Below are 20,167 nucleotides of genomic sequence, written 5' to 3'. Positions count from 1 at the left end.
GGCCGAAAGCACGCCGGGATGACGAGGGTTGCTAGTCGATACCGAAGGCGATGATCCGCTCCGGGGTGATGCGGATCAGCTCCGGTGTGCCACCGGGGATATAGGTTTCGACATCCCGCAGAGCCTGTGCGGTGCCACGGATTTCGAGGCACCGCACGGTCCACGGGTCGACCGAGGGCACATCGTCGACGACGAAGGCGATCCGGTCCTCTTTGCTCAGGTTCCGGAACTTCTGTGACGCGCCCATACTGTGTCCGGCGATATCGATGGTGCCGAGCGCGGCGTTGTACCTGAACCCGACCGGATTGTTCTGCGGCGACCCGTCCGGTCGGATGGTGGCGAGCCGTCCGAGGCGCTGACCGGCGAGGTACTCGATCTGGGCGGGCGTCAGTGTGGCGATCATGGGTCCGACGTTATGACCTCGAGTGCGGTTCAGGTCAAGCGATCACTCAGCCGAGCAGCTTCTTCTGCACCTTGCCCATGGCATTGCGCGGCAGCGCCTCCACCACCCGCACCTCGCGCGGTCGCTTGTGTACCGAGAGTTCGCCCGCCACATGGTCGATCAACTGCTGCGATACGGAATCGCCCGTGCTGTCCCGCAATACGACGTAGGCGACGATGCGCTGCCCCAGATCGGTATCGGGCACCCCGATGACGGCGGTCTCCGCCACGGCCGGATGTCCGAGCAGCGAGGTCTCGATCTCCCCCGCTCCGATCCGGTACCCGCCGGATTTGATGAGGTCCACCGATTCGCGCCCGACGATGCGATGGAAGCCCTCGGCATCGATGACCGCCACATCCCCGGTCTTGAACCAGCCGTCCTCGGTCCAGTTCTCGGCGGTGACCTCCGGCTTGTCCAGATATCCGTCGAACAGCATCGGCCCCCGAACCTGTAGTCCGCCAACGCTTTCCCCGTCGTGCGGCAGTACCTGTCCGGCCTCGTCGACCAGCCGGGTCTGCACCCCGGACAGCGGCGTCCCCACCCATCCGGGCCGCCGCTCGCCCTCCGGCCGGGTGGAGAGCGTAATCATGGTCTCGCTCATACCGTATCGCTCCAGCGGCGCGTGCCCGGTGAGCTCGCGCAGCCGCTCGAACACCGGGACCGGAAGCGGGGCGCTCCCCGAGATGAGAATCCGGGCTTTCGCCAATTCCTTTGCCGCATCCGGCTCTTCGGCGATTCGCGACCACACCGTCGGCACCCCGAAGTAGATGGTGCCGGGTGCGGCGGCGTACGCCTGCGGGGTCGGCTTGCCGGTGTGCACCAGCGGACTACCCACGCGCAGCGGGCCGAGTACGCCGAGGATCAGACCGTGCACGTGGAACAGCGGAAGTCCGTGCACCAGAACGTCATTCCACGTCCAACCCCAGGCTTGCGCGAGTGCGTCCAGCCCGGCGGCAATGGCCCGGCGGCTGAGCATGACGCCCTTGGGCGCACCGGTGGTCCCGGAGGTGTAGAGAATGAAAGCGATTGCCTCGGGCGCGGGTTCGGCATAGGTGTGCCAGGAGCGCGCGTGTGCTCGCACGGGCACCACCGGTAGATCACTACCCTCGGGCGCATCGCCCAGCCATGCCTGCGCACCCGAATCCCGCAGTATGTGCGCGAGTTCCGCGCTACCCGCATCCGGCGGTACCGGGACCACGGTGACGCCGGCGATGAGGCAACCGACCACCGCCAGCACGGTTTTCACGGTCGGCCGGGCCAGTACCGCGACCCGGTCGGCCCGGGCGACACGTTCGGCGACGGAGGTGGCCGCGCCCAGCAGATCACTGCGCGAGAGGGTCACCCCGTCGATGGTGACGGCATCGGGAATATCGTCTCCGGCGGCGACGGCGGCCGGATTCAGCGAGCTCAGCAGTAGCGGCGACCTGTAGGACACGCGCCAACGGTACCGGAGCGGCCGGGACACGAATCGGGTGCGAAGTGCACCGGTAGGTTGACAGGTGAGGCGAGTGGGTAAGAAAGTTTGTGTACAACCTTCTCACTCACGAGGATGTGGTCAACGATGACCAGGCCAGTGCATGCTCAGCCGTACGGCGTCGAGAGCGAACCCTCCATTGATATTCGGCAGTTCATCGACGGGGCGGCGGGCCTGCTCGGCGGGGCCGCGAATGTGATCATGCAGCTCGCCCATCCCCCGGTCGGATACGGCGTGGTGGAGTCGCCGGTGGAGAGCGGCAACGTGATGGTGCATCCGATCAAACGATTGCGGACCACCATCACCTACCTCGCGGTGGCGCTCATGGGCACCGAGGCCGATCGGGAGGCGTATCGCGCGGCCGTCGACACTTCGCATCGGCAGGTGCGATCCAAGCCGGGAAGTGCGGTGAAGTACAACGCCTTCGACCCCAAATTGCAGTTGTGGGTGGCGGCCTGCCTGTACTGGGGCTCGAAGGACCTTTACGAGCGAATGCACGGCCCGATGAACGAGGCCGACGCCGAGGCCTTCTACCAGTACTCGTCGCGACTGGGGACGACCCTGCAAATGCGACGTGAGATGTGGCCCGTGGATCGCGTTGCGTTCGAAGCGTATTGGGCCGAGAACTTGGCCAAGACCTCCATCGATCCGCATATTCGCGCCTACTTCGAGGACCTCATCGATCTGCGCATGCTGCCGCGGCCGGTGGGGTCGGCCTTCGGCGGTATCCACCGCTTCTTCGTGACCGGGCTACTGCCGCAACATCTTCGGGACGAGATGGGCATGACCTGGACACCGCGGCAGGATCGACTGCTGGCACGGATCATGCGCACGGTCGGCGCCGCGGAGGAGCTGCTGCCCACTCCGGTGCGGATCTTCCCGATCAATGTGTATCTGATGGATATGCGCCTGCGCTGCCGACTCGGATTGCGGCTGGTCTGAATCGAAAGCCTCAGAAGATACGGAAGCCCGGCAGTACGTGATCGATGGCGAAGCGGCGCAGCGCGGCCTCGTCATCGAGCGGGATCACCGTCTGCGGGGTCAGCGCGAGCGACAGCGAGTTGCGGGCGATCATCTCCGCCAGCGGCAGCGGATCGTATTCGGGGAGTTTGCCTTCCGCTTGCAGTCGGGTGATGAACTCGGCCAGATAGTCGCGGCCCAATTCGATGACCGGCGCACCCTGCACGGTCAGATACGGCAGCACCGTCTCGGGTTCGGTCGCGAGCAGGCGCACCAGCAGCTTATTGCCGCGCAGGCTCTCGATGAAGGCGATGAACAGGGCGACGATCTGATCCTGGGCACTGGCGTCGCGCTCGATCTCGGCCTGCACGGCGGCATCGGCGTCGGCGATGAACTGGCGGGCCTGGCGCAGGCCGACCGCCTGGATCAGATCGGATTTGCCGGCGAATCGCCGATAGAGTGTGGCGAGGGAGAGACCGCCGCGCCGGGCGACCTCGACCATGCTGGTGCGTTTGATTCCGAAGTCGAGGAAGGCCACCAATGCGGCGTCGAGCACCTTGCTCTGATTGCGATCCTCCGGACCCGATCCGCGCACGAGCGGCAGGAGTTCGGCCAGCTTGGCCATGGTCCGGCCCCTTTCGAGTCACGAAGATACGATGACGCTCCAATCATCGCACATTGACAGGCACCCACCTCGATGAGAAGGTGAGAATAGGAGTTTCTCACACTCTCCTCAGTGACGAGGAGTGACGACGAGGAGTCGAGTCAACGATGACCGCCCCGCTGCGCAAATCCGACGAATACCCCGAAGACCTGCCCCGCGAGCTCACGCCGCAGCAGATTCGCGAATATATCGACGGTCCGGCCGCCTTCCTCGGCGGTGTCGCCAATGTGATCATGCAGCTCTCGCTCAAACCCGTCGGCTACGGCGTGATGGAGAGCGATGTCCGCAGCGGCAGCGTCATGGTGCATCCGCTCAAGCGGCTGCGCACCACACTCACCTATATCGCCGTCGCCATGATGGGCGATGAGGACGATCGCATCGCCTACCGCGAGGCCGTCAATACCTCACATCGCTCGATCCGCACCAAGCCGACCAGCCCGGTCAAGTACAACGCCTTCGACCCCAAACTGCAGCTGTGGGTGGCATCCTGCCTCTACTGGGGTATGGACGACCTCTACCACCGCATGCGCGGGCCGATGAATCCCGAAGTGGCAGAGGACTTCTACCGCTACAGCGCCCGGCTGGGCACTACCTTGCAGATGCGTGCGGAGATGTGGCCGCCCACCCGCGACGCGTTCTACGCGTACTGGGAGCAGACGCTGGCCACCAAGCACATCGACGAGCCGACGCGCGCGTACTTCAACGCGCTCACCGACCTGAAGATGCTGCCCTATCCCCTGCAATTCCTGTTCGGCGGCGTGCACCGGTTCATCGTCACGGCCCTTCTCCCGCAGCATCTGCGGGAGGAGATGGGCATGACCTGGTCCGCGCGCGACGAGCGCTTCTTCGCCGGTTTTCTGCGCCTGCTCTCCGCCGTCTGGACCCGCATGCCCACCGTCATCCGTCTCTTCCCGTACAACTTCTATCTCACGGATATGCGCTTGCGCCGTCGCTTCGGCCGTCCGCTGGTCTGAGCCCGAAAGGCTTTCGGGCTCACCCGCGCTCGGTGAGTGCGCGCAGGAAGAATCCCAGATTGGCGGGGCGTTCGGCGAGACGCCGCATGAGGTACCCGTACCACTGGGTGCCGTAGGGGATGTAGACCCGCAGGGCATGCCCGTCCTCCACCAGCCGCCGCTGTTCGGCATCGCGAATCCCGTAGAGCATCTGGAATTCGAAATCCCCGGGACTGCGGCGATGCTCGGCCGAGAGCCGCAGCGCCGCCTCCACCATGGCCGGATCATGCGAGGCGATCATGGGATGCCAGGCCCCGCGCATGAGCACATCCAGACAGCGCAGATAGGAGTCGTCCACCTCCGCGCGTTTGCGGTAGGCGACCGTCTCGGGCTCCTGATACGCGCCCTTGCAGAGCCGCACCCGGGTGCCCGAGGCCGCCGCGTCCCGGCAATTGTCCTCGGCGGTGCGCAGATAGGTCTGCATGGCCACCGCCAGCCAGGGGAATTCGGCGCGGGCCTGTTCGACCGCGGCCAGGGTGTCGAAGGTCGTGGTGTGATCCTCGGCGTCGACGGTCACCCACACCCGCGACTCCACCGCCTTGGCGCAGAGCTTGTGCAGGTTCTCCGCGGCAATGGCGGGCCCGTCCGCGCCGAGGGATTGTCCGAGCGCGGAGAGCTTGACCGAGACCTCCACCGGCGGCACCTCGGTATCGGGCGCCCGATCCAGTTCGGCCAGGTCGTCGATGAGCGAAATGTATTCGGCCACAGCGGCGTCGGCCATGGCCGGATCGGTGGTGTACTCGCCCAGGAAGTCGACGCTGACCATGCGCCCGCTGTCCAGCAGCGCGCGCACCACCGGTGCGAGTTCGGCGCGGGTCTCCCCCGCCACGAAACGCCGCACCACCGCGGCGGTGATCGGCGTCCTGGTCACCGCCCGCTTCAACCGCGGCGAATCGGCCGCGGCGAGGATCGCCGGTCGCAGCGGGTTCATTGCGCCTCCATATGCGGGTAGCGGTAATCGGTCGGCGGGACGAAGGTCTCCTTCAGCGTGCGCGGCGCGACCCAGCGCAACAGGTTGAGATAGGACCCGGCCTTATCGTCGGTGCCCGAGGCACGCGCCCCGCCGAACGGCTGCTGACCGACCACCGCGCCGGTGGGTTTGTCATTGATATAGAAGTTCCCGGCCGCGAATCGCAGTGCGGTGGTGGCCTGTTCGACGGCCTGGCGATCGCGGGCGAAGATCGCTCCGGTCAATCCGTAGGGCGAGGTGGCGTCCACGGTGGTGAGCAGATCGGTGAAGGCGTCCGGGCGGCTGTCGTCATAGACGTGCACCGACAGGATCGGCCCGAAGTACTCGGTGGCGAAGGATTCGTCAGCCGGGTCGTCGCTGAGCAGCACCGTGGGCCGGATGAAGAAGCCCTCGGCATCGTCGTAGACGCCACCGGCCGGTACCGAGACACCGCGGGCGCGGGCGCTGGAAATCGCGGCGGCGTTCTTGTCGTAGGACCGCCGATCGATCACCGCCCCACCGAAATTCGACAGATCCGCGATATCGCCGTAGGTGAGCTCGTCCACCTGGGCCAGGAACTCGTCGCCCATCTGCCGCCACACCGATTTCGGGATGTAGGCGCGCGAGGCCGCCGAACACTTCTGCCCTTGATACTCGTAGGCCCCGCGAATCATGGCTATGCGCAGGGAATCCGGATCGGCCGAGGAGTGCGCGACGATGAAATCCTTGCCGCCGGTCTCGCCCACTATGCGCGGATACCCCTGATACCGTTCGATATTCGCCCCGACCTGTTGCCACAGATAGTGGAACGTCTTGGTCGATCCGGTGAAGTGGATGCCCGCCAGGCGCGGATCAGCCAGTGCCACCTCGGACAATCGCACACCATTGCCGGTGACCATATTGATCACCCCCGGCGGCATACCGGCCGCCTCCAGCAATTTCATCGTGTAGTACGCCGAAAGCGTCTGTGTCGGTGAGGGTTTCCACACCACGGTATTGCCCATCAACGCCGGTGCGGTGGGCAGATTCCCGGCGATGGCGGTGAAGTTGAAGGGGGTGATGGCGTACACGAACCCCTCCAGGGGCCGGTAGTCCATCCGATTCCATACGCCCGCCGACGATTCCGGTTGTTCGGCCAGTATCTGCCGGGCGAAGGCCACATTGAAGCGCCAGAAGTCGACCAGTTCGCACGGTGCGTCGATCTCGGCCTGCTGCACCGATTTCGACTGGCCGAGCATGGTGGCGGCGGCGATGGTCTCCCGCCACGGTCCGGCCAGCAGATCCGCCGCCCGCAGCAGGACGGCCGCACGTTCTTCGAACGGTAGCGACCGCCAGGCCGGGGCGGCGGCGGTGGCGGCTTCGACGGCCGCACTCGCCTCCTCATGGGTGGTATCGGTGTACGAGCCGAGCACCTGCCGATGCCGGTGTGGCATCACGATGTCGGTGCGTTCACCGGTACCGGGTTGATGTTTGCCGCCGATCACCAGCGGTATGTCGACGGATCCTGCGGAGATTTCGGCGAGCCTGCCCGTCAGCAGTGCGCGTTCACGAGAGCCGGGTGCGTAGGTGTGCACCGGTTCGTTTGCGGGAGCAGGGACAACCGTGACAGCGTCCATATCCCAGGCTAACGCGAACAAGACCACCGCCGTGGTGCAGACGCACCGAAATTCTTCCGGCTAGCCCATATCGTTGGCGATGATGTTCTCGATATTGCGTTCTGCCAGAGCGGTAATGGTGACGAACGGGTTGACCGTGGTCATGCCCGGGATCAGCGAACCGTCGATGACGTACAGCCCCTTGTACGCGGAGAGTCGCCCGTAGTTGTCGGTGCTCTGATTGAGTACACAGCCGCCCAGCGGGTGGTACGCCAGATCATCGCCCCAGGTCTTGTACTCACCGAACAGGTCGGTGCGGTAGATCGTGACTTCCTTCTTGTTGATCTTGTCGAAGATGCGCTTGGCGGCATCGATACTCGGCTGATTCCAGGCGGTCTGCCAGTTCAGATCCGCGCCACCGGTGCTGGCGTTGTAGGTGAACTTGCCGCGGTTGGGGTTCTTGGTGATCGCCAGATAGAGGCTGGCGAAGGTTTCGATGCCCGCGGGGAAGGGCGACACCTCGGCGAACGCGGGACCGCCGCTGTCCGCCCAGTTATCGATACCGAGGGTTGGAATACAGGATTGCAACGCACCGGTGGCATCCCACGCCTGGTTCTGCCGCGCCACCATGACATTGCCGTTGTTGCCCCAGCCGGTGCCGACCGAATCCGGCAGATTGCCGAGCTTGCCGGTGGCCTTCATGGCGACCAGCAGCTTGCTGGTGCCGACGCTGCCGGCGGCGAAGAAGACCTTCTGCGCCACAACGGATTTGGTCGACACGGTATTGCCACTGGTGTCGATCTGCTTCATCTCGACCTTGTACCCGCCGTCGGTGGGCGAGACGGCGGTGACGACGTGCATGGGCGTGATGCCGACCTTGCCGGTGCCGACCGCGGCGGCCAGGTAGGTCTTGTCCAGGGATTTCTTGCCGTAGTTGTTGCCGTAGATGACCTCGGCGTCCAGGGCGGAGCGGGTGGCGGTCTTGGCCTGCTCCTGCTTCATGTAGTTGAAGTCGTAGACATTCGGCACGAAGGTCCAGGAGAACCCGGATCGCTCGGCCTGCTTCCGGCCGACCCTCGCGAACTTATAGCACTCGGCGCTGTCGAACCAGGTCTGATCGATATTGTTCACGCCCAGAGCGGTATTGGCGCGCGGGTAGTAGGTGCTGTACATCTCGCCCGCGTCCACCGACGGCAGAATGCTGGCGAAGTTCTCCTGCTTGGGCGTGACCGCCATACCGCCGTTGACGAGCGATCCGCCGCCGACGCCGCGGCCCTGGTAGACGCGAATCCCGCTGAACTGCTCCGAATCCAGTACGCCGGTGTACTTGGAGATGGACTTGTTGTAGGGCGCGCCCATGAAGTGATTGACCGGCTGATCGGTCTCGGTCCGCAACCAGAAGGACCGGCCGTCCGGCTTGAGCATATTGCAGAAGATCTTGCCGTCCGAGCCGGGCTGCGACCAGGACATGCCCATCTCCACAACGGCCACATCGATTCCGGCCTGCGCCAGTCGCAACGCGGCGACCGCGCCGCCGTAGCCGGAGCCGATGACCAGCACCGGCACCTTATCGCCGTCCGCTAGCTGTTTGGTTGGTAGCGCTTGTGCCGGGACCTTCCTGGATAGAACTGCCGCCCCCAAAATGACACCTGTTGCAGCGAGAAACCCGCGGCGGCTGACGCCGCTGCCGAACTCGCTCTTACCAGTGTTTTCGTACACAAAACCGCGCATGAACCGGGCTCCTCATCGAGACTCAGATGAGAACTTGTTATAGAGAGTGTGAAGAGACCGTGTGTCACTTTTCGGGAAAATCGGAAAAAGTACAGCAACCCGAACCTTGCACACGGGGCCGGACAACGAAAAAGGAAGGGCGCGAGCAATGCTCGCGCCCTTCCTGAAAAATGCGACCCTGACGGGACTCGAACCCGCGACCTCCGCCGTGACAGGGCGGCGCGCTAACCAACTGCGCCACAGGGCCTTACTCGCCACCGGACCACCGGGCCTGGCAACGCGGTAGACGTTATCACGGCCCGGGGCTGGAGGTTAAATCAGCTGGTCAGGCGATCAGCGGCCGCCGCGATGCGCTCATCGGTGGCGGTCAGCGCGATCCGCACATGCTGTGCGCCACGGGGTCCGTAGAACTCGCCCGGAGCCGCCAGAATGCCACGCTCGGCCAACCAGTCCAGGGTGGTGCGGCACGGCTCGCCACGGGTCGACCAGAGGTACAGACCGGCCTGCGAGTCGTCGATGCGGAACCCGGCCGCCAGCAAGGCATTTCGCAGCACCTCGCGATGGGCCCGGTAGCGCTCGCGCTGTTCGGCCTCATGCGTGTCATCGCCGAGGGCGGCGGTCATGGCGGCCTGGATCGGGAACGGCAGCATCATGCCGGAGTGCTTGCGCACCTCCAGCAACTCCGCGACCAGCGCCGGATCACCGGTGACGAAACCGGCGCGGTAACTCGCCAGATTCGAAGTCTTGGAGAGGGAATGGATGGCGAGCAGGCCGGTGTGATCACCGTCGCAGACCTCGGGATCCAGCACCGAAATGGCCCGGCCCTCCCAGGGCAGTCCCAGGTAGCACTCGTCCGAGGCGAGGATCGCGCCGCGCTCGCGGGCGAATTCGACCACCTTGCGCAGATGCTCGACACCGAGCACCTTGCCGGTGGGATTGGACGGCGAATTCAGGAAGATCAGCGCGGGCTTCTCCGGTCCGAGCTGAGTTACCCCGTCCGCGCGCAGGATTCGGGTACCCGCCAGCAAACCGCCGACCTCATAGGTCGGATAGGCCACCTCGGGAATCACCACGAGATCGTCCGCGCCCAGTCCGAGCGTGCGCGGGAGTCCGGCGATCAGCTCCTTGGTGCCGATCACCGGCAGTACCGCGTCCGGCTCGATACCGGTGATCCCGAACCGCCGTTTCAGCGCTGCCACAACGCTTTCCCGCAATTCGGGGGTGCCGTGCGTGGTCGGGTAGCCGGGCACCGCCGCCACCGACGCGAGCGCCCGCTGGATCAACGGGTCCACCGGATCGACCGGGGTGCCGACGGACAGATCCACCAGCCCGCCCGGATGCGAAGCGGCCTTCGCCTTCACCGAAGTGATGGTGTCCCAAGGGAAATCGGGTAGTAGTGCACTCACCCGGCCACGCGCGGTCAATGCCTACTCCGCGGCCATCGGCGGTAGCGCCGCGATGAACGGCGGATCGTAATCGACCTTGCCGACCTTGGTGGCGCCGCCGGGTGAACCGAGATCGTCGAAGAACTCGACATTCGCGTTCACGTAGCCGCTCCACTGATCCGGGGTGTCGTCCTCGTAGAAGATGGCCTCCACCGGGCACACCGGTTCACATGCACCACAGTCCACGCACTCGTCCGGTTGGATGTACAGCATGCGGCCACCCTCGTAGATGCAGTCCACGGGGCATTCCTCGATGCACGCCTTGTCCTTCACGTCAACGCACGGTTCAGCGATGATGTACGGCACTGCCGCTCTCCTAGTCTGTCCTCACATGCGGGATAGTCCGCCCCGCGAAACAGTACAGGGTCTATTTTGCCCTCCGCTTCGCTCCAGGCGGTTCGCGGCCCTGTAACCCGGTTCTTCCCTCCCTCCGCTCCTCCGCTGCGCTCCCCCGCTCCACTCGGTCCAGAACCGGGGCGGGCCACGAACATAGGACGGATGTGATCGGGGGCGGAAATGATTCGGAGCGGATCAGGGCAACGGTGCGATCAGCCTACTACCAGGGAAACCGGTGGACGATGCGGCGGCACACCATAGGTGGTAGTGCGCTGCCGGACCGGGCGACCGATACCGGTCGCGATTTCGGTGATCTCCTCGACCGTCTTGGCCGAGCCGTGTTCGGAGCCGGCCATGCGGGAGATGGTCTCCTCCATGAGGGTTCCGCCGAGATCGTTCGCGCCGCCGTTCAGCATCAACTGGGTGCCCTTGATACCGAGCTTGACCCAGCTGGTCTGAATATTGTCGATGCGGCCGTGCAGCATGATGCGCGAGAGTGCGTGCGCGGCCCGGTTATCGCGGACGGTCGGACCGGGGCGCGAGGCTCCCGCCAGGTACAACGGCGCGCTCTGGTGCACGAACGGCAGCAGTACGAATTCGGTGAAACCGCCTGTCTCGTCCTGGATTCCACGCAGTACCCGCAGGTGACCCACCCAGTGTTTGGGGTTGTCGACGTGGCCGTACATCATGGTCGAGCTGGAGCGGATGCCGAGTTTGTGCGCGGTGGTGATGACCTCGACCCAGGCCGAGGTGGGCAGCTTGCCCTTGGTGAGCACCCAGCGCACCTCATCGTCCAGGATCTCCGCGGCGGTGCCCGGAATGGTGTCCAGTCCAGCCTCTTTCAGCGCGGACAGCCAGTCGTGAATGGACTGACCACCTCGAGAAGCCCCATTGACGACCTCCATGGGGCTGAAGGCGTGCACGTGCATCCCGGGGACGCGCTGTTTGATGGCGCGCACCAGATCGGCGTAGCCGGTGACGGGCAGTTCGGGATCGATACCGCCCTGCATGCAGATCTCGGTCGCGCCCTCCACATGCGCCTCCCAGGCGCGGTCGGCGACCTCCGAGGCGCTCAAGGTGAAGGCATCGGCATCACCCTTGCGCTGCGCGAACGCGCAGAAGCGGCAGCCGGTGTAGCAGATATTGGTGAAGTTGATATTCCGGTTGACGATGTAGGTGACGTCATCGCCGTTGGTGTCGCGGCGGAGCTGATCGGCGAGCGCCGTAATCGCTTCCAGCGCGGGGCCGTCCGCGGTGGCCAGGGCCAGATACTGATCGTCGGTGAGCCCGGCCGGATCGCGCTCGGCCGCGTGCAGGGCGGCCAGCACCTCGGAGTCGAAGCGCTCGGGTGCGGCGACCGCGAGCTCCTTCACCTGTTCGCGAATGGTCTCCCAGTCGCCGAACGCGCCCAGACCGTCGCTGGTGAGCGCGGAATCGCTGCGGGACTCGGTATTTCGGCCCTCGGAGTCGATGGCGGTATTGAGATCGATGCGGCCCACCGACTCCCAATCGTGGTCCGGCTCCTGCCAGGGCAGACCGGTGGGATTCACCGTGCGCGCCAGACCGGTGAGCGGATCGGCGAGCGCGGCCACATGCCGGGAGACGCGCGGATCGATCCACGGATGGCCCGCGAGCACATACTTCGGGTGTGCGGTCAGACGCTCGGTGAGCACATATCCGGCATCCGCGGTGACCTGCGCGAGGGTCTCCAGATTCGGCCAGGGCCGCTCCGGGTTCACATGATCGGGGGTGAGCGGTGAGACGCCGCCCCAATCGTCGATTCCGGCGTCGATGAGCGCACGGCACTCGTCCAGGGAGACCAGATTGGGCGGGGCCTGAATCCGCATCTTCGGCCCGAGCAGCAGGCGCGCCACCGCGATGGTCGCGCGGAACTCCTCCAGATCGGCATCCGGGGTATTGCGCATGGCGGTGTCGTGCTTGGCCAGGAAGTTCTGCACGATCACCTCCTGCACATGTCCGAAAGCCTTGTGCGACTTGCGAATCGCCATGATCGACTCGGCGCGCTCGGTGAGGTTCTCGCCGATGCCGACCAGAATGCCGGTGGTGAACGGCACCGAGAGCCGGCCAGCGTCGGTGAGCGCGCGCAGGCGGACCGCCGGATCCTTGTCCGGACTGCCGTAATGCGCCTGACCCGGTTCGGTGAACAGACGGGTGGAGGTGGTCTCCAGCATCATGCCCATGGACGGGGCGACCGGCTTGAGGCGGGACAGTTCGGCCCAGCTCATCACACCCGGATTCAGGTGCGGCAGCAGGCCGGTCTCCTCGAGGACGCGAATCGACATGGCACGCACATAATCGAGGGTGGAGTCGTAGCCGCGCTCGTCCAGCCACTGCCGGGCCTCGGGCCAGCGCTCCTCGGGACGGTCACCGAGGGTGAAAAGTGCTTCCTTACAACCTAGTTCAGCACCCTTGCGGGCGATCTCCAGCACCTCGTCGGGTTCGAGGTACATACCCCGGCCCTCGGCGCGCAATTTGCCGGGCACGGTGACGAACGTGCAGTAGTGACACTTGTCGCGGCACAGGTGGGTGAGCGGAATGAAGACCTTGCGCGAGTAGGTGATCGGCAGCGTGTCGCCCGCGTAGCCGGTCTCGCGCAGGCCCGCATCGCGGACGCGGGTCGCGGATTTCGCCAGATCCTCCAGGTCATTGCCCCGAGCTTGGAGCAGCACCACCGCCTCGTCGAGGTTGAGCGTCGCGCCGTCACGGGCTCGCCGCAACGCCCGGCGCATACCCGAGGGGCTGGGCGGAGCCGGGGGGAGACTCGGGTTCGCTAGATCCGTCACGTCCTCGATCATGCGCCATCCATCCGACTGATCCGACTCGGGTGCCATAAGAACCGGCAACCAGACGCCAGGGCAGGCTATTCCGCCGGTGGCTCGCGGATATTCTCGCGCGGGCGGGCGCTGGGCGCGCGCTGTGATGCGCCTGATGGGCCAAACCCTTGCGGGGGGCCGGTGGCGTGTCTAGGGTGATCCGCCACGATTACTCGTATCGCTTGATTCGAATATTCGCATTCACCTTCATATGCAGTACATGACGAAACGGGGAACCCGTGTTCGAGAGATTCGGCCGCGTCACCATCACGGCCGCGGCGGGCGCGACGCTCATGCTGACCATCGCGACCAGCTCCGCCGCGGCGGCCTTCGGACTGCCACCCGCCAATCCGTATCTCGGGCCGGTCGGCACCGCGACCATGCACGGCGATGCCGAATCCTCCGACGCCACTCCCCTGCCCGGACCCGGCACCGGCAGCGTTCGCGCCGACTTCCATGAGGAGGCCGCCGCCTGCCCGACCATCCTGCGGGGATCGGACGGTTTCCCGCAGGCGCTGTGCACCAAGATCACCGATCGCGCGCCCGAGGTGCTGCTGCTCGATCCGAACAGTGGAAACACCCTCGCCACACTGGATCTGACCAAGGGCAGTCTGCTCGGCGGCGTGTACGCCTATCTCGACGAGCAGAACCGCATGGTCACCGTGGACGGCAGCGGCGATCTGCTGCGCATCGACCACCAGCGCGGCGGCAATGACTGGAAACTGTCCATCGCGTCGAGAACGCCCATCGCACAGGCGGTTACGGCGCACTGCGGTGGCGGGGACTGCGATCACGTCGCCTCGGTCATGCCGGACTTCGACGGGCGCGTCTGGTTCGCCACCGACAACGGCGCGGCCGGATTCGCCGATCCGGCGACGGGTGTGGCGCGGGCCGTCGAACTCGCACCCGGGGAATCGGTCGCCAACAGCATTTCGAGCGCACCACAGGGCGTTTCCGTCGCCACCGATCACGCGCTGTACCTGCTGCGCGCCGATTCCAGCGGCAACCCGTACGTGGTGTGGCGGCAAGCCTACGATCGCGGACCGGCGCGCAAACCCGGCCAACTGAGCTGGGGCACCGGTGCGACCCCGACCTTCTTCGGCCCCGGCAGCGGCACCGAATACCTCGCCATCACCGACAATGCCGCGAACAAGGAGAACCTGCTGGTCTTCGACACCGCGACCGGCAACACCGTCTGCTCGATCCCGGCCGTCGACGGCACCGAGAACTCCCCGATCGGTGCGGGCAACAGCCTCTTCGTCGCCAGCACCTACGGCTACCCGTATCCGCAACTCCCCGCCAACGCCGGACCCAGTCAGCCCGCCAGCGCCAATTTCAGCGGCGGTATGACCCGCATCGACGTCACCGGCTCGGGCTGCACCGTGGTCTGGACCAATACCGTCCCCTCCGCGGCGGTCCCCCGCCTCTCGGTCGCCGACGGCAAGATCTACACCATCGGCCGCCACTCCCTGCTCGGCTCGGGCAGCCTCGGCTCCGGCAGCGCGGGCCTGCCCACCGGCAGCGGCGGCGTGACCGACACCTTTAAGTACACGGTCATCGACGCGGCAACCGGCAAGGTCGACACCGAACAACAGATCGGCGCGACCACGATCCACGACACCCTCCAGATGGTCGGCACCATCGCCCCGGGGCGGGTGCAGTACCAGGGCACCTTGAGCGGACTGTTCCGAATCACCCCGAAGTAGGCGGATCTCTCGTCATCCCGGCGCGTTTTCGGCCGGGATCCACCCCGTTCAGTGGATCCCGGCCAAAAGCATGCCGGGATGACGGAGACGATTCAGCCGGGATAGCCGGAGGCTGTTCAGCCGGGATAGCCGGGGATTCGGGCCCGAATCGTGCAAAGCTGGCAGGCATGTCCGAGCGTCCCGCCTCCGGCGAACTCCGCACCGCCCCCGGCGGCATCATGGCGGACCCCGCCTGGCATCCGAGTCCGCGCGCCAAACTGCTGTGGGCGATCGGCGCCGCACTGTCGTGGGTGTTCCCGTTCCTCGCGCTGATCATCTGGATGATCGTGGATCCGCACCGGCGGAACTGGCAGGGGATCATCCTCGTAATCGCCTTGCTGGCAGCGGCATTCAGCATTGTGGTGGTGCCGCTGTGGCGATACGCCGTGCACCGGTGGGAGATCACCGCCGAGGCGGTGTACACCCGCACCGGATGGTTCACCCAGGAGAGCCGGGTGGCACCGATCACCCGTATCCAGACCGTGGACACCTATCGCGGACCGCTGGAGCGGCTGCTGGGACTGGCCACCGTCACCGTCACCACCGCATCCTCGGCCGGGGCCGTGCACATCAGCGCACTGGCCCTCGATGATGCCCGGCGGACGGTGACGCGGTTGACCGAGATCACCGCCCGGCATCGAGGGGATGCCACGTGAGCCACCCGTCCTGGCAGCGCCTGGACCGGCGAATGCTACTGGTACACCCGATCACCGAGCTGATCCGCTTCATTCCGGTACTGCTGGCCACCCTCATCGCGGGCGCGCGCAGTGATAGCCCGATGTGGAGCCTGGGCGTGGTCGGCGTCATCGTCGTACTCGCCCTCACCCGCTGGTTCACCACCACCTACCGCATCACCCCGGACAATGTGGAGCTGCGCACCGGATTGCTCCAGCGCAAACGACTCTCGGTGCCGCGCAACCGAGTTCGCTCGGTGGACGTGGAGGCCGATCTACTGCACCGGGCACTCGGACTGGCGGTGCTCTCCATCGGGACCGGACAGCAGGCAGAGCGCGGCGACCGTTTCAAACTCGATTCACTCGACGCCAGCCTGGTGCCCGCACTACGCACCACCCTGCTGGAGCACACCCGCGAACACACCCACGGCGGCGCCGAAACCGCGACGGCACAGGCGGATACGGCAACGACCGACGGGGTGTTACTGACCAAGCCGGTGGCCGATGCGCCCGCACCGCCCAGGCATCCGCCGGTGGAAATCACACACTGGCAGCCGAAATGGGTGCGCTACGCTCCGCTGTCGCTGACCGGATTCGCGATCATCGCGCCGATCGTCGGCCTGCTGTTCCAATACGGTTTCGCCCGCGTCATCTTCGACTCCAACGCCGTGCAGGGCGTGGAAGACGGTGGCGCACAAGCGATCGCGTTCGCCGTGCTGCTACTCATCTTCTTCCTGGTGGCCTTCGTCAGCCTGGCCGCCTGCGCCCGCTACCTGATGACCTACTACGGCCTGCGGGTGATCGACGACGGCGCGACCCTGCACATCCGCCACGGCCTGTTCACCACCCGCCAGATCACCCTCGACCTGGCCCGACTGCGTGGCGCGACGGTCAACGAACCGCTGCTGCTGCGCATGGCGGGCGCCGCCGAACTCGAAACCATTATGACGGGCACCAAATCCCGTCAGAAGATCGTCCCCCAGGCGCCGCGCGAAGCGGTGGATCACACCCTGGCGCACCTGCTCGACTCCACTGCCGCGATAGATTCCGTCGACCGAACAGCCGTCACGGCAAACACCGGTTCGGCGTCGAGCGAGGCCCACCTCACGATTCCCCCGGTCGTCACCGCCGCCCTGCGCTCGCACGGACCCGCGGCAACCCGGCGGCGCTATACCCGAGCCCTGACCCCACCACTCCTCGCGGCGGCCGTGCTCATCGTGTTTTCCCTGGCAGGCGTGACGATTCCGGCTTGGATATGGGCCCTGGTGGTGATCGCGGCCGCGATCGCCACGGCACTGGCATGGGATCGTGCCCGGGGCCTCGGTCACGCCGCCATCCCAGCCCGCGGCGACAATCCGACCTGGTTGATCACCCGCAGTGGCTCCCTGGACCGCGACCGCGATTGCCTGGAAGGGCCCGGCATAATCGGCTGGACGGTCCGCCAATCCTGGTTCCAGCGCCGCGTCGGCCTGGCCACCATCACCGCCGCCACCGCGGCGGGCAAGAAGCGGTACCGGGTGATCGACATCCCCATCGATCAAGCCTGGCCCCTCATCGACGCTGTCACCCCCGGTCAACTCGGAAGCCGTTGAGCCACAACCGGAGTGACTCCGGCGAGGGCGCACGCGTGGCGGCGCGATCGAACGATTCACCGCCGTGGGTGCGCACTCGCGGGGACGATTCTCACCACTGGCCGGGCTGGTACTCACCGCCGGTCATACCGGCGATCACATTGAGCCGATTCCAGGCATTGATCGTGGCGATGAGGGAGATCAGCGCACCGATCTGATCATCGTCGTAGTTCTTGCGCACCTGAGCCCAAGTGTCCTCGGAGATACCGGGATTGGCGTCCGCCAGCCGGGTGCCCTCCTCGGTCAGGGCCAGTGCAGCGCGCTCGGCGTCGGTGAAGACCGAGGATTCCTTCCACGCGGCGACCATGGCCAGCCGGACCGGAGTCTCACCGGCGTGGGCGGCATCCTTGGTGTGCATATCCAGGCACATCCCGCAGCTGTTGATCTGCGAGGCGCGGATCTTGACCAGTTCCTGGGTGGCCTTGGGCAGGGTGGACTCGTCGACGACGCGGGCCGCGGTCACCAGGCGCTTGTTGAACTTGGCGGCGACTTCATTCTGGTACAGGGCGAAGCGGGTCATTGTTCTGCACTCTCTCTCGGGTTCTTGTTGACTACACAGGAAGGACGACGCAGCCCGCACAGGTGTGACATCGATGTCGGATGTAATTTTCTATTCACAACCGATTAAGTATCTTTCAGCAGCTCGAAGGCGGAAAAAGTAAGCAGAGATTTCCTCCCCGTGGTAGAAATCTTCGAGGTTTACGAAGGGGATTCGGTATGGAACCAACGGCCCAGCAGCGGGCAGCGCTCGGAATGATCTGCGATACGTTCCTGCCCGGGGACGGGCTCACCCTGCCCGCCGCGACGGAGCTCGGGACGGTCGAGACGATCTTCCGGATTCTGGGCCGCAATCCGCGCGTGGCGGAGCAGAAGCAGCTGGCCACCCTGCTCGGGCTGTGGGATTCGCGAATCACCGGGCTGCTCACCGGTAATGGGCCGCGTAAGTTCTCCACGCTGTCACAGCAGCAGCGGGAGAAGGCACTGCTCAAACTCGGCGACTCCGGCCTTGCCCCGGTACGGGCCATCTTCCAGGCGCTCAAACAGGCTGCGCTGCTGGCCTACAACGTCACACCGGGGCCGACCGGTACCAATCCGCTGTGGAAGGAGATCGGGTACCCGACTCCGACCGGGCCGCTACAGGGCGCCCCGCAACCGGCGTTGAAGCCCCTGCGATTCACCGAATCCACCACGCTCACTTGCGATGTCGTCATTATCGGATCGGGTGCGGGCGGCGGTACGGCCGCCGCGGTCCTCGCCGCAGCCGGACTCGATGTGGTGGTCCTGGAACGCGGAGACTACTACGACGACCGGGATTTCGGTGCGGGTGAACTGAACGCGCTCACCAGCCTGTACGCGCCCGGCCCCGCCGGATCGGCCGAAGGGCAGATCACCCTGGTCGCCGGGGCCTGCCTCGGCGGCGGCACCGTCGTCAACTGGAGTACCGCACTGCCGACCCCCGATGCCGTACGGCAGGAGTGGGCCGAGCTGGGTGTACCCCAGTTCGCCGAGGCCGAATACGGTGATGCCCTCGATGTGGTGTCCGAGCGGCTCGGTGTCACCGGCGACAAGTCACCGCTGTCCCCGCGTGACGGGATTCTGGAGCGCGGCGCGCAGGCGCTCGGCTGGGATGTGGATACCCTGCCGCGCAATGTCTCCGATGCCTGCGACGCCGGAATCGAGTGCGGCCGTTGCGGTTACGGCTGCCGGCTAGGTGCGAAGCAGTCGGTCACCAAGACCTGGCTCGGCGATGCGGCCGGACACGGCGCGCGACTGGTCGTCGATGCGAATGTGCGGCGCATCGAGGTGAAAAACGGTCGTGCCGAAGCGGTTTCGGCCCTCACCTCAACCGGTGCCGAGATCAAGGTGGCGGCCCGCGCGGTCGTCGTGGCCGCCGGTGCCATCCAGACACCCGCCCTGCTGCAACGCTCCGGGCTGCAGAACAAGAATATCGGCCGTCACCTGCGCCTGCATCCCGCGGCCGCGGTATTCGGCGTCTTCGAGGAGGAGATCCGCCCCTGGGAGGGTGGTCTGCAGACCCGAATCAGCCGCCACCACGCCGATTTGGATGGCAAGGGCTACGGCGTCATCTATGAGACCGGCCCGATTCATCCCGGCCTCGCCACCGGTTTCATGAACTGGCGGGGTGCGGCGGATCATCGTGCCACCATGCTGGATTTCGCCCGCTCCAATGCCGTCGGCATCATCACCCGCGACCGCGACTCCGGCACGGTGGAGATCGACAAGACCGGTGAGCCGATCGTGAAGTACAAGCTGTCCGATTACGACGCGAATCATCTGCACACCGGAATCGCCGGTGCCGCACAGATTCTGGAGGCCGCGGGCGCGCACCGCATCTTCTCCGGACATCAGGCCGGGGTCGGCTACGAACCCGGCGTGCGCGGCTCACACGCCGAATTCGAAGCCGCCTGCAAGGCAGCGGGTTACGGTCCCGGGCAGTGCTCCATGGGCGCGCTGCACATTATGGGTTCGGCGCGCATGGGTGGTTCGGCGGAGATCTCGGCGACCAATCCCGACGGCGCCACCTGGGAAGTGGCCAATATCGTGGTGGCCGACGGCTCCAGCTTCCCGACCGCGCCGGGCGTCAACCCCATGGTGTCCATCGAGGCCATCGCCTATATGACCGCCGAACGCCTTGCCGCACAACTGAGCTGAC

16 protein-coding genes and 1 tRNA gene are annotated in these 20,167 nt (G+C 65.8%); 6 read left to right on the top strand and 11 right to left on the bottom strand.

Annotated elements, in window-relative coordinates; translation table 11 throughout:
* Positions 1 to 31 precede the first annotated feature (31 nt).
* Both OHB26_RS17410 and OHB26_RS17405 read right to left on the bottom strand, forming a co-directional pair.
* Positions 32 to 403, bottom strand: coding sequence for a PPOX class F420-dependent oxidoreductase (locus OHB26_RS17410; protein WP_330185201.1), 372 nt, complete (start codon positions 401 to 403; stop codon positions 32 to 34).
* A gap of 46 nt (positions 404 to 449) precedes the next feature.
* The gene (locus OHB26_RS17405; RefSeq protein WP_330185200.1) at positions 450 to 1,877 is read right to left on the bottom strand and encodes an acyl-CoA synthetase; all 1,428 of its coding nucleotides are present in this window, start codon (positions 1,875 to 1,877) and stop codon (positions 450 to 452) included.
* A gap of 126 nt (positions 1,878 to 2,003) precedes the next feature.
* Between OHB26_RS17405 and OHB26_RS17400 the strand changes: the two genes are divergently transcribed.
* On the top strand, positions 2,004 to 2,858 hold the full coding sequence (locus tag OHB26_RS17400; protein WP_330185199.1) for an oxygenase MpaB family protein: 855 nt from the start codon (positions 2,004 to 2,006) through the stop codon (positions 2,856 to 2,858).
* A 10-nt stretch (positions 2,859 to 2,868) separates the two neighbouring features.
* On the opposite strand, the gene OHB26_RS17395 is transcribed toward OHB26_RS17400, so the two are convergent.
* Entirely contained in the window at positions 2,869 to 3,501 is a 633-nt protein-coding gene (locus OHB26_RS17395; RefSeq protein ID WP_330185198.1) for a TetR/AcrR family transcriptional regulator, read from the bottom strand.
* A 146-nt stretch (positions 3,502 to 3,647) separates the two neighbouring features.
* Here OHB26_RS17395 and OHB26_RS17390 point away from each other — a divergent pair, with 146 nt between their 5' ends.
* Entirely contained in the window at positions 3,648 to 4,514 is an 867-nt protein-coding gene (locus tag OHB26_RS17390) for an oxygenase MpaB family protein (RefSeq protein ID WP_330185197.1), read from the top strand.
* A 19-nt stretch (positions 4,515 to 4,533) separates the two neighbouring features.
* Here the strand turns inward: OHB26_RS17390 and OHB26_RS17385 are convergent, their stop codons facing one another.
* The 7 genes from OHB26_RS17385 to OHB26_RS17355 form a co-directional block, all read right to left on the bottom strand.
* Complete coding sequence (locus OHB26_RS17385; protein WP_330185196.1) at positions 4,534 to 5,484, bottom strand: proline dehydrogenase family protein; 951 nt, start codon at positions 5,482 to 5,484, stop codon at positions 4,534 to 4,536.
* Complete coding sequence (pruA, locus tag OHB26_RS17380; protein ID WP_330185195.1) at positions 5,481 to 7,118, bottom strand: L-glutamate gamma-semialdehyde dehydrogenase; 1,638 nt, start codon at positions 7,116 to 7,118, stop codon at positions 5,481 to 5,483. Before pruA ends, OHB26_RS17385 begins: the two co-directional genes overlap by 4 nt.
* Before the next feature lie 60 nt (positions 7,119 to 7,178).
* Entirely contained in the window at positions 7,179 to 8,828 is a 1,650-nt protein-coding gene (locus tag OHB26_RS17375; protein WP_330185194.1) for a GMC oxidoreductase, read from the bottom strand.
* Between the two features lie 173 nt (positions 8,829 to 9,001).
* Positions 9,002 to 9,075: transfer RNA gene (locus OHB26_RS17370), tRNA-Asp, on the bottom strand.
* A 70-nt stretch (positions 9,076 to 9,145) separates the two neighbouring features.
* Positions 9,146 to 10,252 carry a succinyldiaminopimelate transaminase gene (gene dapC / locus OHB26_RS17365; RefSeq protein ID WP_330185193.1) on the bottom strand — a complete coding sequence of 369 codons (1,107 nt, stop codon included), beginning with the start codon at positions 10,250 to 10,252 and terminating at the stop codon, positions 9,146 to 9,148.
* Between the two features lie 3 nt (positions 10,253 to 10,255).
* The gene (gene fdxA, locus OHB26_RS17360; RefSeq protein WP_067572375.1) at positions 10,256 to 10,579 is read right to left on the bottom strand and encodes a ferredoxin; all 324 of its coding nucleotides are present in this window, start codon (positions 10,577 to 10,579) and stop codon (positions 10,256 to 10,258) included.
* 242 nt (positions 10,580 to 10,821) lie between these two features.
* Entirely contained in the window at positions 10,822 to 13,425 is a 2,604-nt protein-coding gene (locus OHB26_RS17355; RefSeq protein ID WP_330185192.1) for a bifunctional FO biosynthesis protein CofGH, read from the bottom strand.
* A 257-nt stretch (positions 13,426 to 13,682) separates the two neighbouring features.
* Here OHB26_RS17355 and OHB26_RS17350 point away from each other — a divergent pair, with 257 nt between their 5' ends.
* The 3 genes from OHB26_RS17350 to OHB26_RS17340 all read left to right on the top strand — a co-directional run bounded on the left by OHB26_RS17350 (position 13,683) and on the right by OHB26_RS17340 (position 17,454).
* The gene (locus tag OHB26_RS17350; RefSeq protein ID WP_330185191.1) at positions 13,683 to 15,149 is read left to right on the top strand and encodes an outer membrane protein assembly factor BamB family protein; all 1,467 of its coding nucleotides are present in this window, start codon (positions 13,683 to 13,685) and stop codon (positions 15,147 to 15,149) included.
* Positions 15,150 to 15,316: 167 nt separating this feature from the next.
* On the top strand, positions 15,317 to 15,844 hold the full coding sequence (locus OHB26_RS17345) for a PH domain-containing protein (RefSeq protein ID WP_330185190.1): 528 nt from the start codon (positions 15,317 to 15,319) through the stop codon (positions 15,842 to 15,844).
* Positions 15,841 to 17,454: a PH domain-containing protein gene (locus OHB26_RS17340; protein ID WP_330185189.1), complete on the top strand. Its 1,614-nt coding sequence runs from the start codon at positions 15,841 to 15,843 to the stop codon at positions 17,452 to 17,454. The genes OHB26_RS17345 and OHB26_RS17340 overlap by 4 nt, the downstream gene beginning before the upstream one ends.
* 91 nt (positions 17,455 to 17,545) lie before the next feature.
* On the opposite strand, the gene OHB26_RS17335 is transcribed toward OHB26_RS17340, so the two are convergent.
* Positions 17,546 to 18,013 (bottom strand): carboxymuconolactone decarboxylase family protein, encoded by a 468-nt coding sequence (locus OHB26_RS17335; RefSeq protein ID WP_330185188.1) that lies wholly within the window; start codon positions 18,011 to 18,013, stop codon positions 17,546 to 17,548.
* A 197-nt stretch (positions 18,014 to 18,210) separates the two neighbouring features.
* Between OHB26_RS17335 and OHB26_RS17330 the strand changes: the two genes are divergently transcribed.
* Complete coding sequence (locus OHB26_RS17330) at positions 18,211 to 20,166, top strand: GMC family oxidoreductase (protein ID WP_330185187.1); 1,956 nt, start codon at positions 18,211 to 18,213, stop codon at positions 20,164 to 20,166.
* Position 20,167: the final 1 nt, after the last annotated feature.

The organism is Nocardia sp. NBC_01503 (assembly GCF_036327755.1).
Classification (GTDB): domain Bacteria; phylum Actinomycetota; class Actinomycetes; order Mycobacteriales; family Mycobacteriaceae; genus Nocardia.
This window is presented reverse-complemented; position numbering and strand designations above follow the sequence as displayed.

Excerpts from the sequence above, each read along its gene's own strand:
- OHB26_RS17410 (WP_330185201.1), bottom strand. The coding sequence starts at position 403 with ATGATCGCCACACTGACGCCCGCCCAGATCGAGTACCTCGCCGGTCAG.
- OHB26_RS17400 (WP_330185199.1), top strand. The coding sequence starts at position 2,004 with ATGACCAGGCCAGTGCATGCTCAGCCGTACGGCGTCGAGAGCGAACCC.
- OHB26_RS17395 (WP_330185198.1), bottom strand. The coding sequence starts at position 3,501 with ATGGCCAAGCTGGCCGAACTCCTGCCGCTCGTGCGCGGATCGGGTCCG.
- OHB26_RS17390 (WP_330185197.1), top strand. The coding sequence starts at position 3,648 with ATGACCGCCCCGCTGCGCAAATCCGACGAATACCCCGAAGACCTGCCC.
- OHB26_RS17385 (WP_330185196.1), bottom strand. The coding sequence starts at position 5,484 with ATGAACCCGCTGCGACCGGCGATCCTCGCCGCGGCCGATTCGCCGCGG.
- pruA (WP_330185195.1), bottom strand. The coding sequence starts at position 7,118 with ATGGACGCTGTCACGGTTGTCCCTGCTCCCGCAAACGAACCGGTGCAC.
- OHB26_RS17375 (WP_330185194.1), bottom strand. The coding sequence starts at position 8,828 with ATGCGCGGTTTTGTGTACGAAAACACTGGTAAGAGCGAGTTCGGCAGC.
- OHB26_RS17355 (WP_330185192.1), bottom strand. The coding sequence starts at position 13,425 with ATGATCGAGGACGTGACGGATCTAGCGAACCCGAGTCTCCCCCCGGCT.
- OHB26_RS17345 (WP_330185190.1), top strand. The coding sequence starts at position 15,317 with ATGTCCGAGCGTCCCGCCTCCGGCGAACTCCGCACCGCCCCCGGCGGC.
- OHB26_RS17335 (WP_330185188.1), bottom strand. The coding sequence starts at position 18,013 with ATGACCCGCTTCGCCCTGTACCAGAATGAAGTCGCCGCCAAGTTCAAC.
- OHB26_RS17330 (WP_330185187.1), top strand. The coding sequence starts at position 18,211 with ATGGAACCAACGGCCCAGCAGCGGGCAGCGCTCGGAATGATCTGCGAT.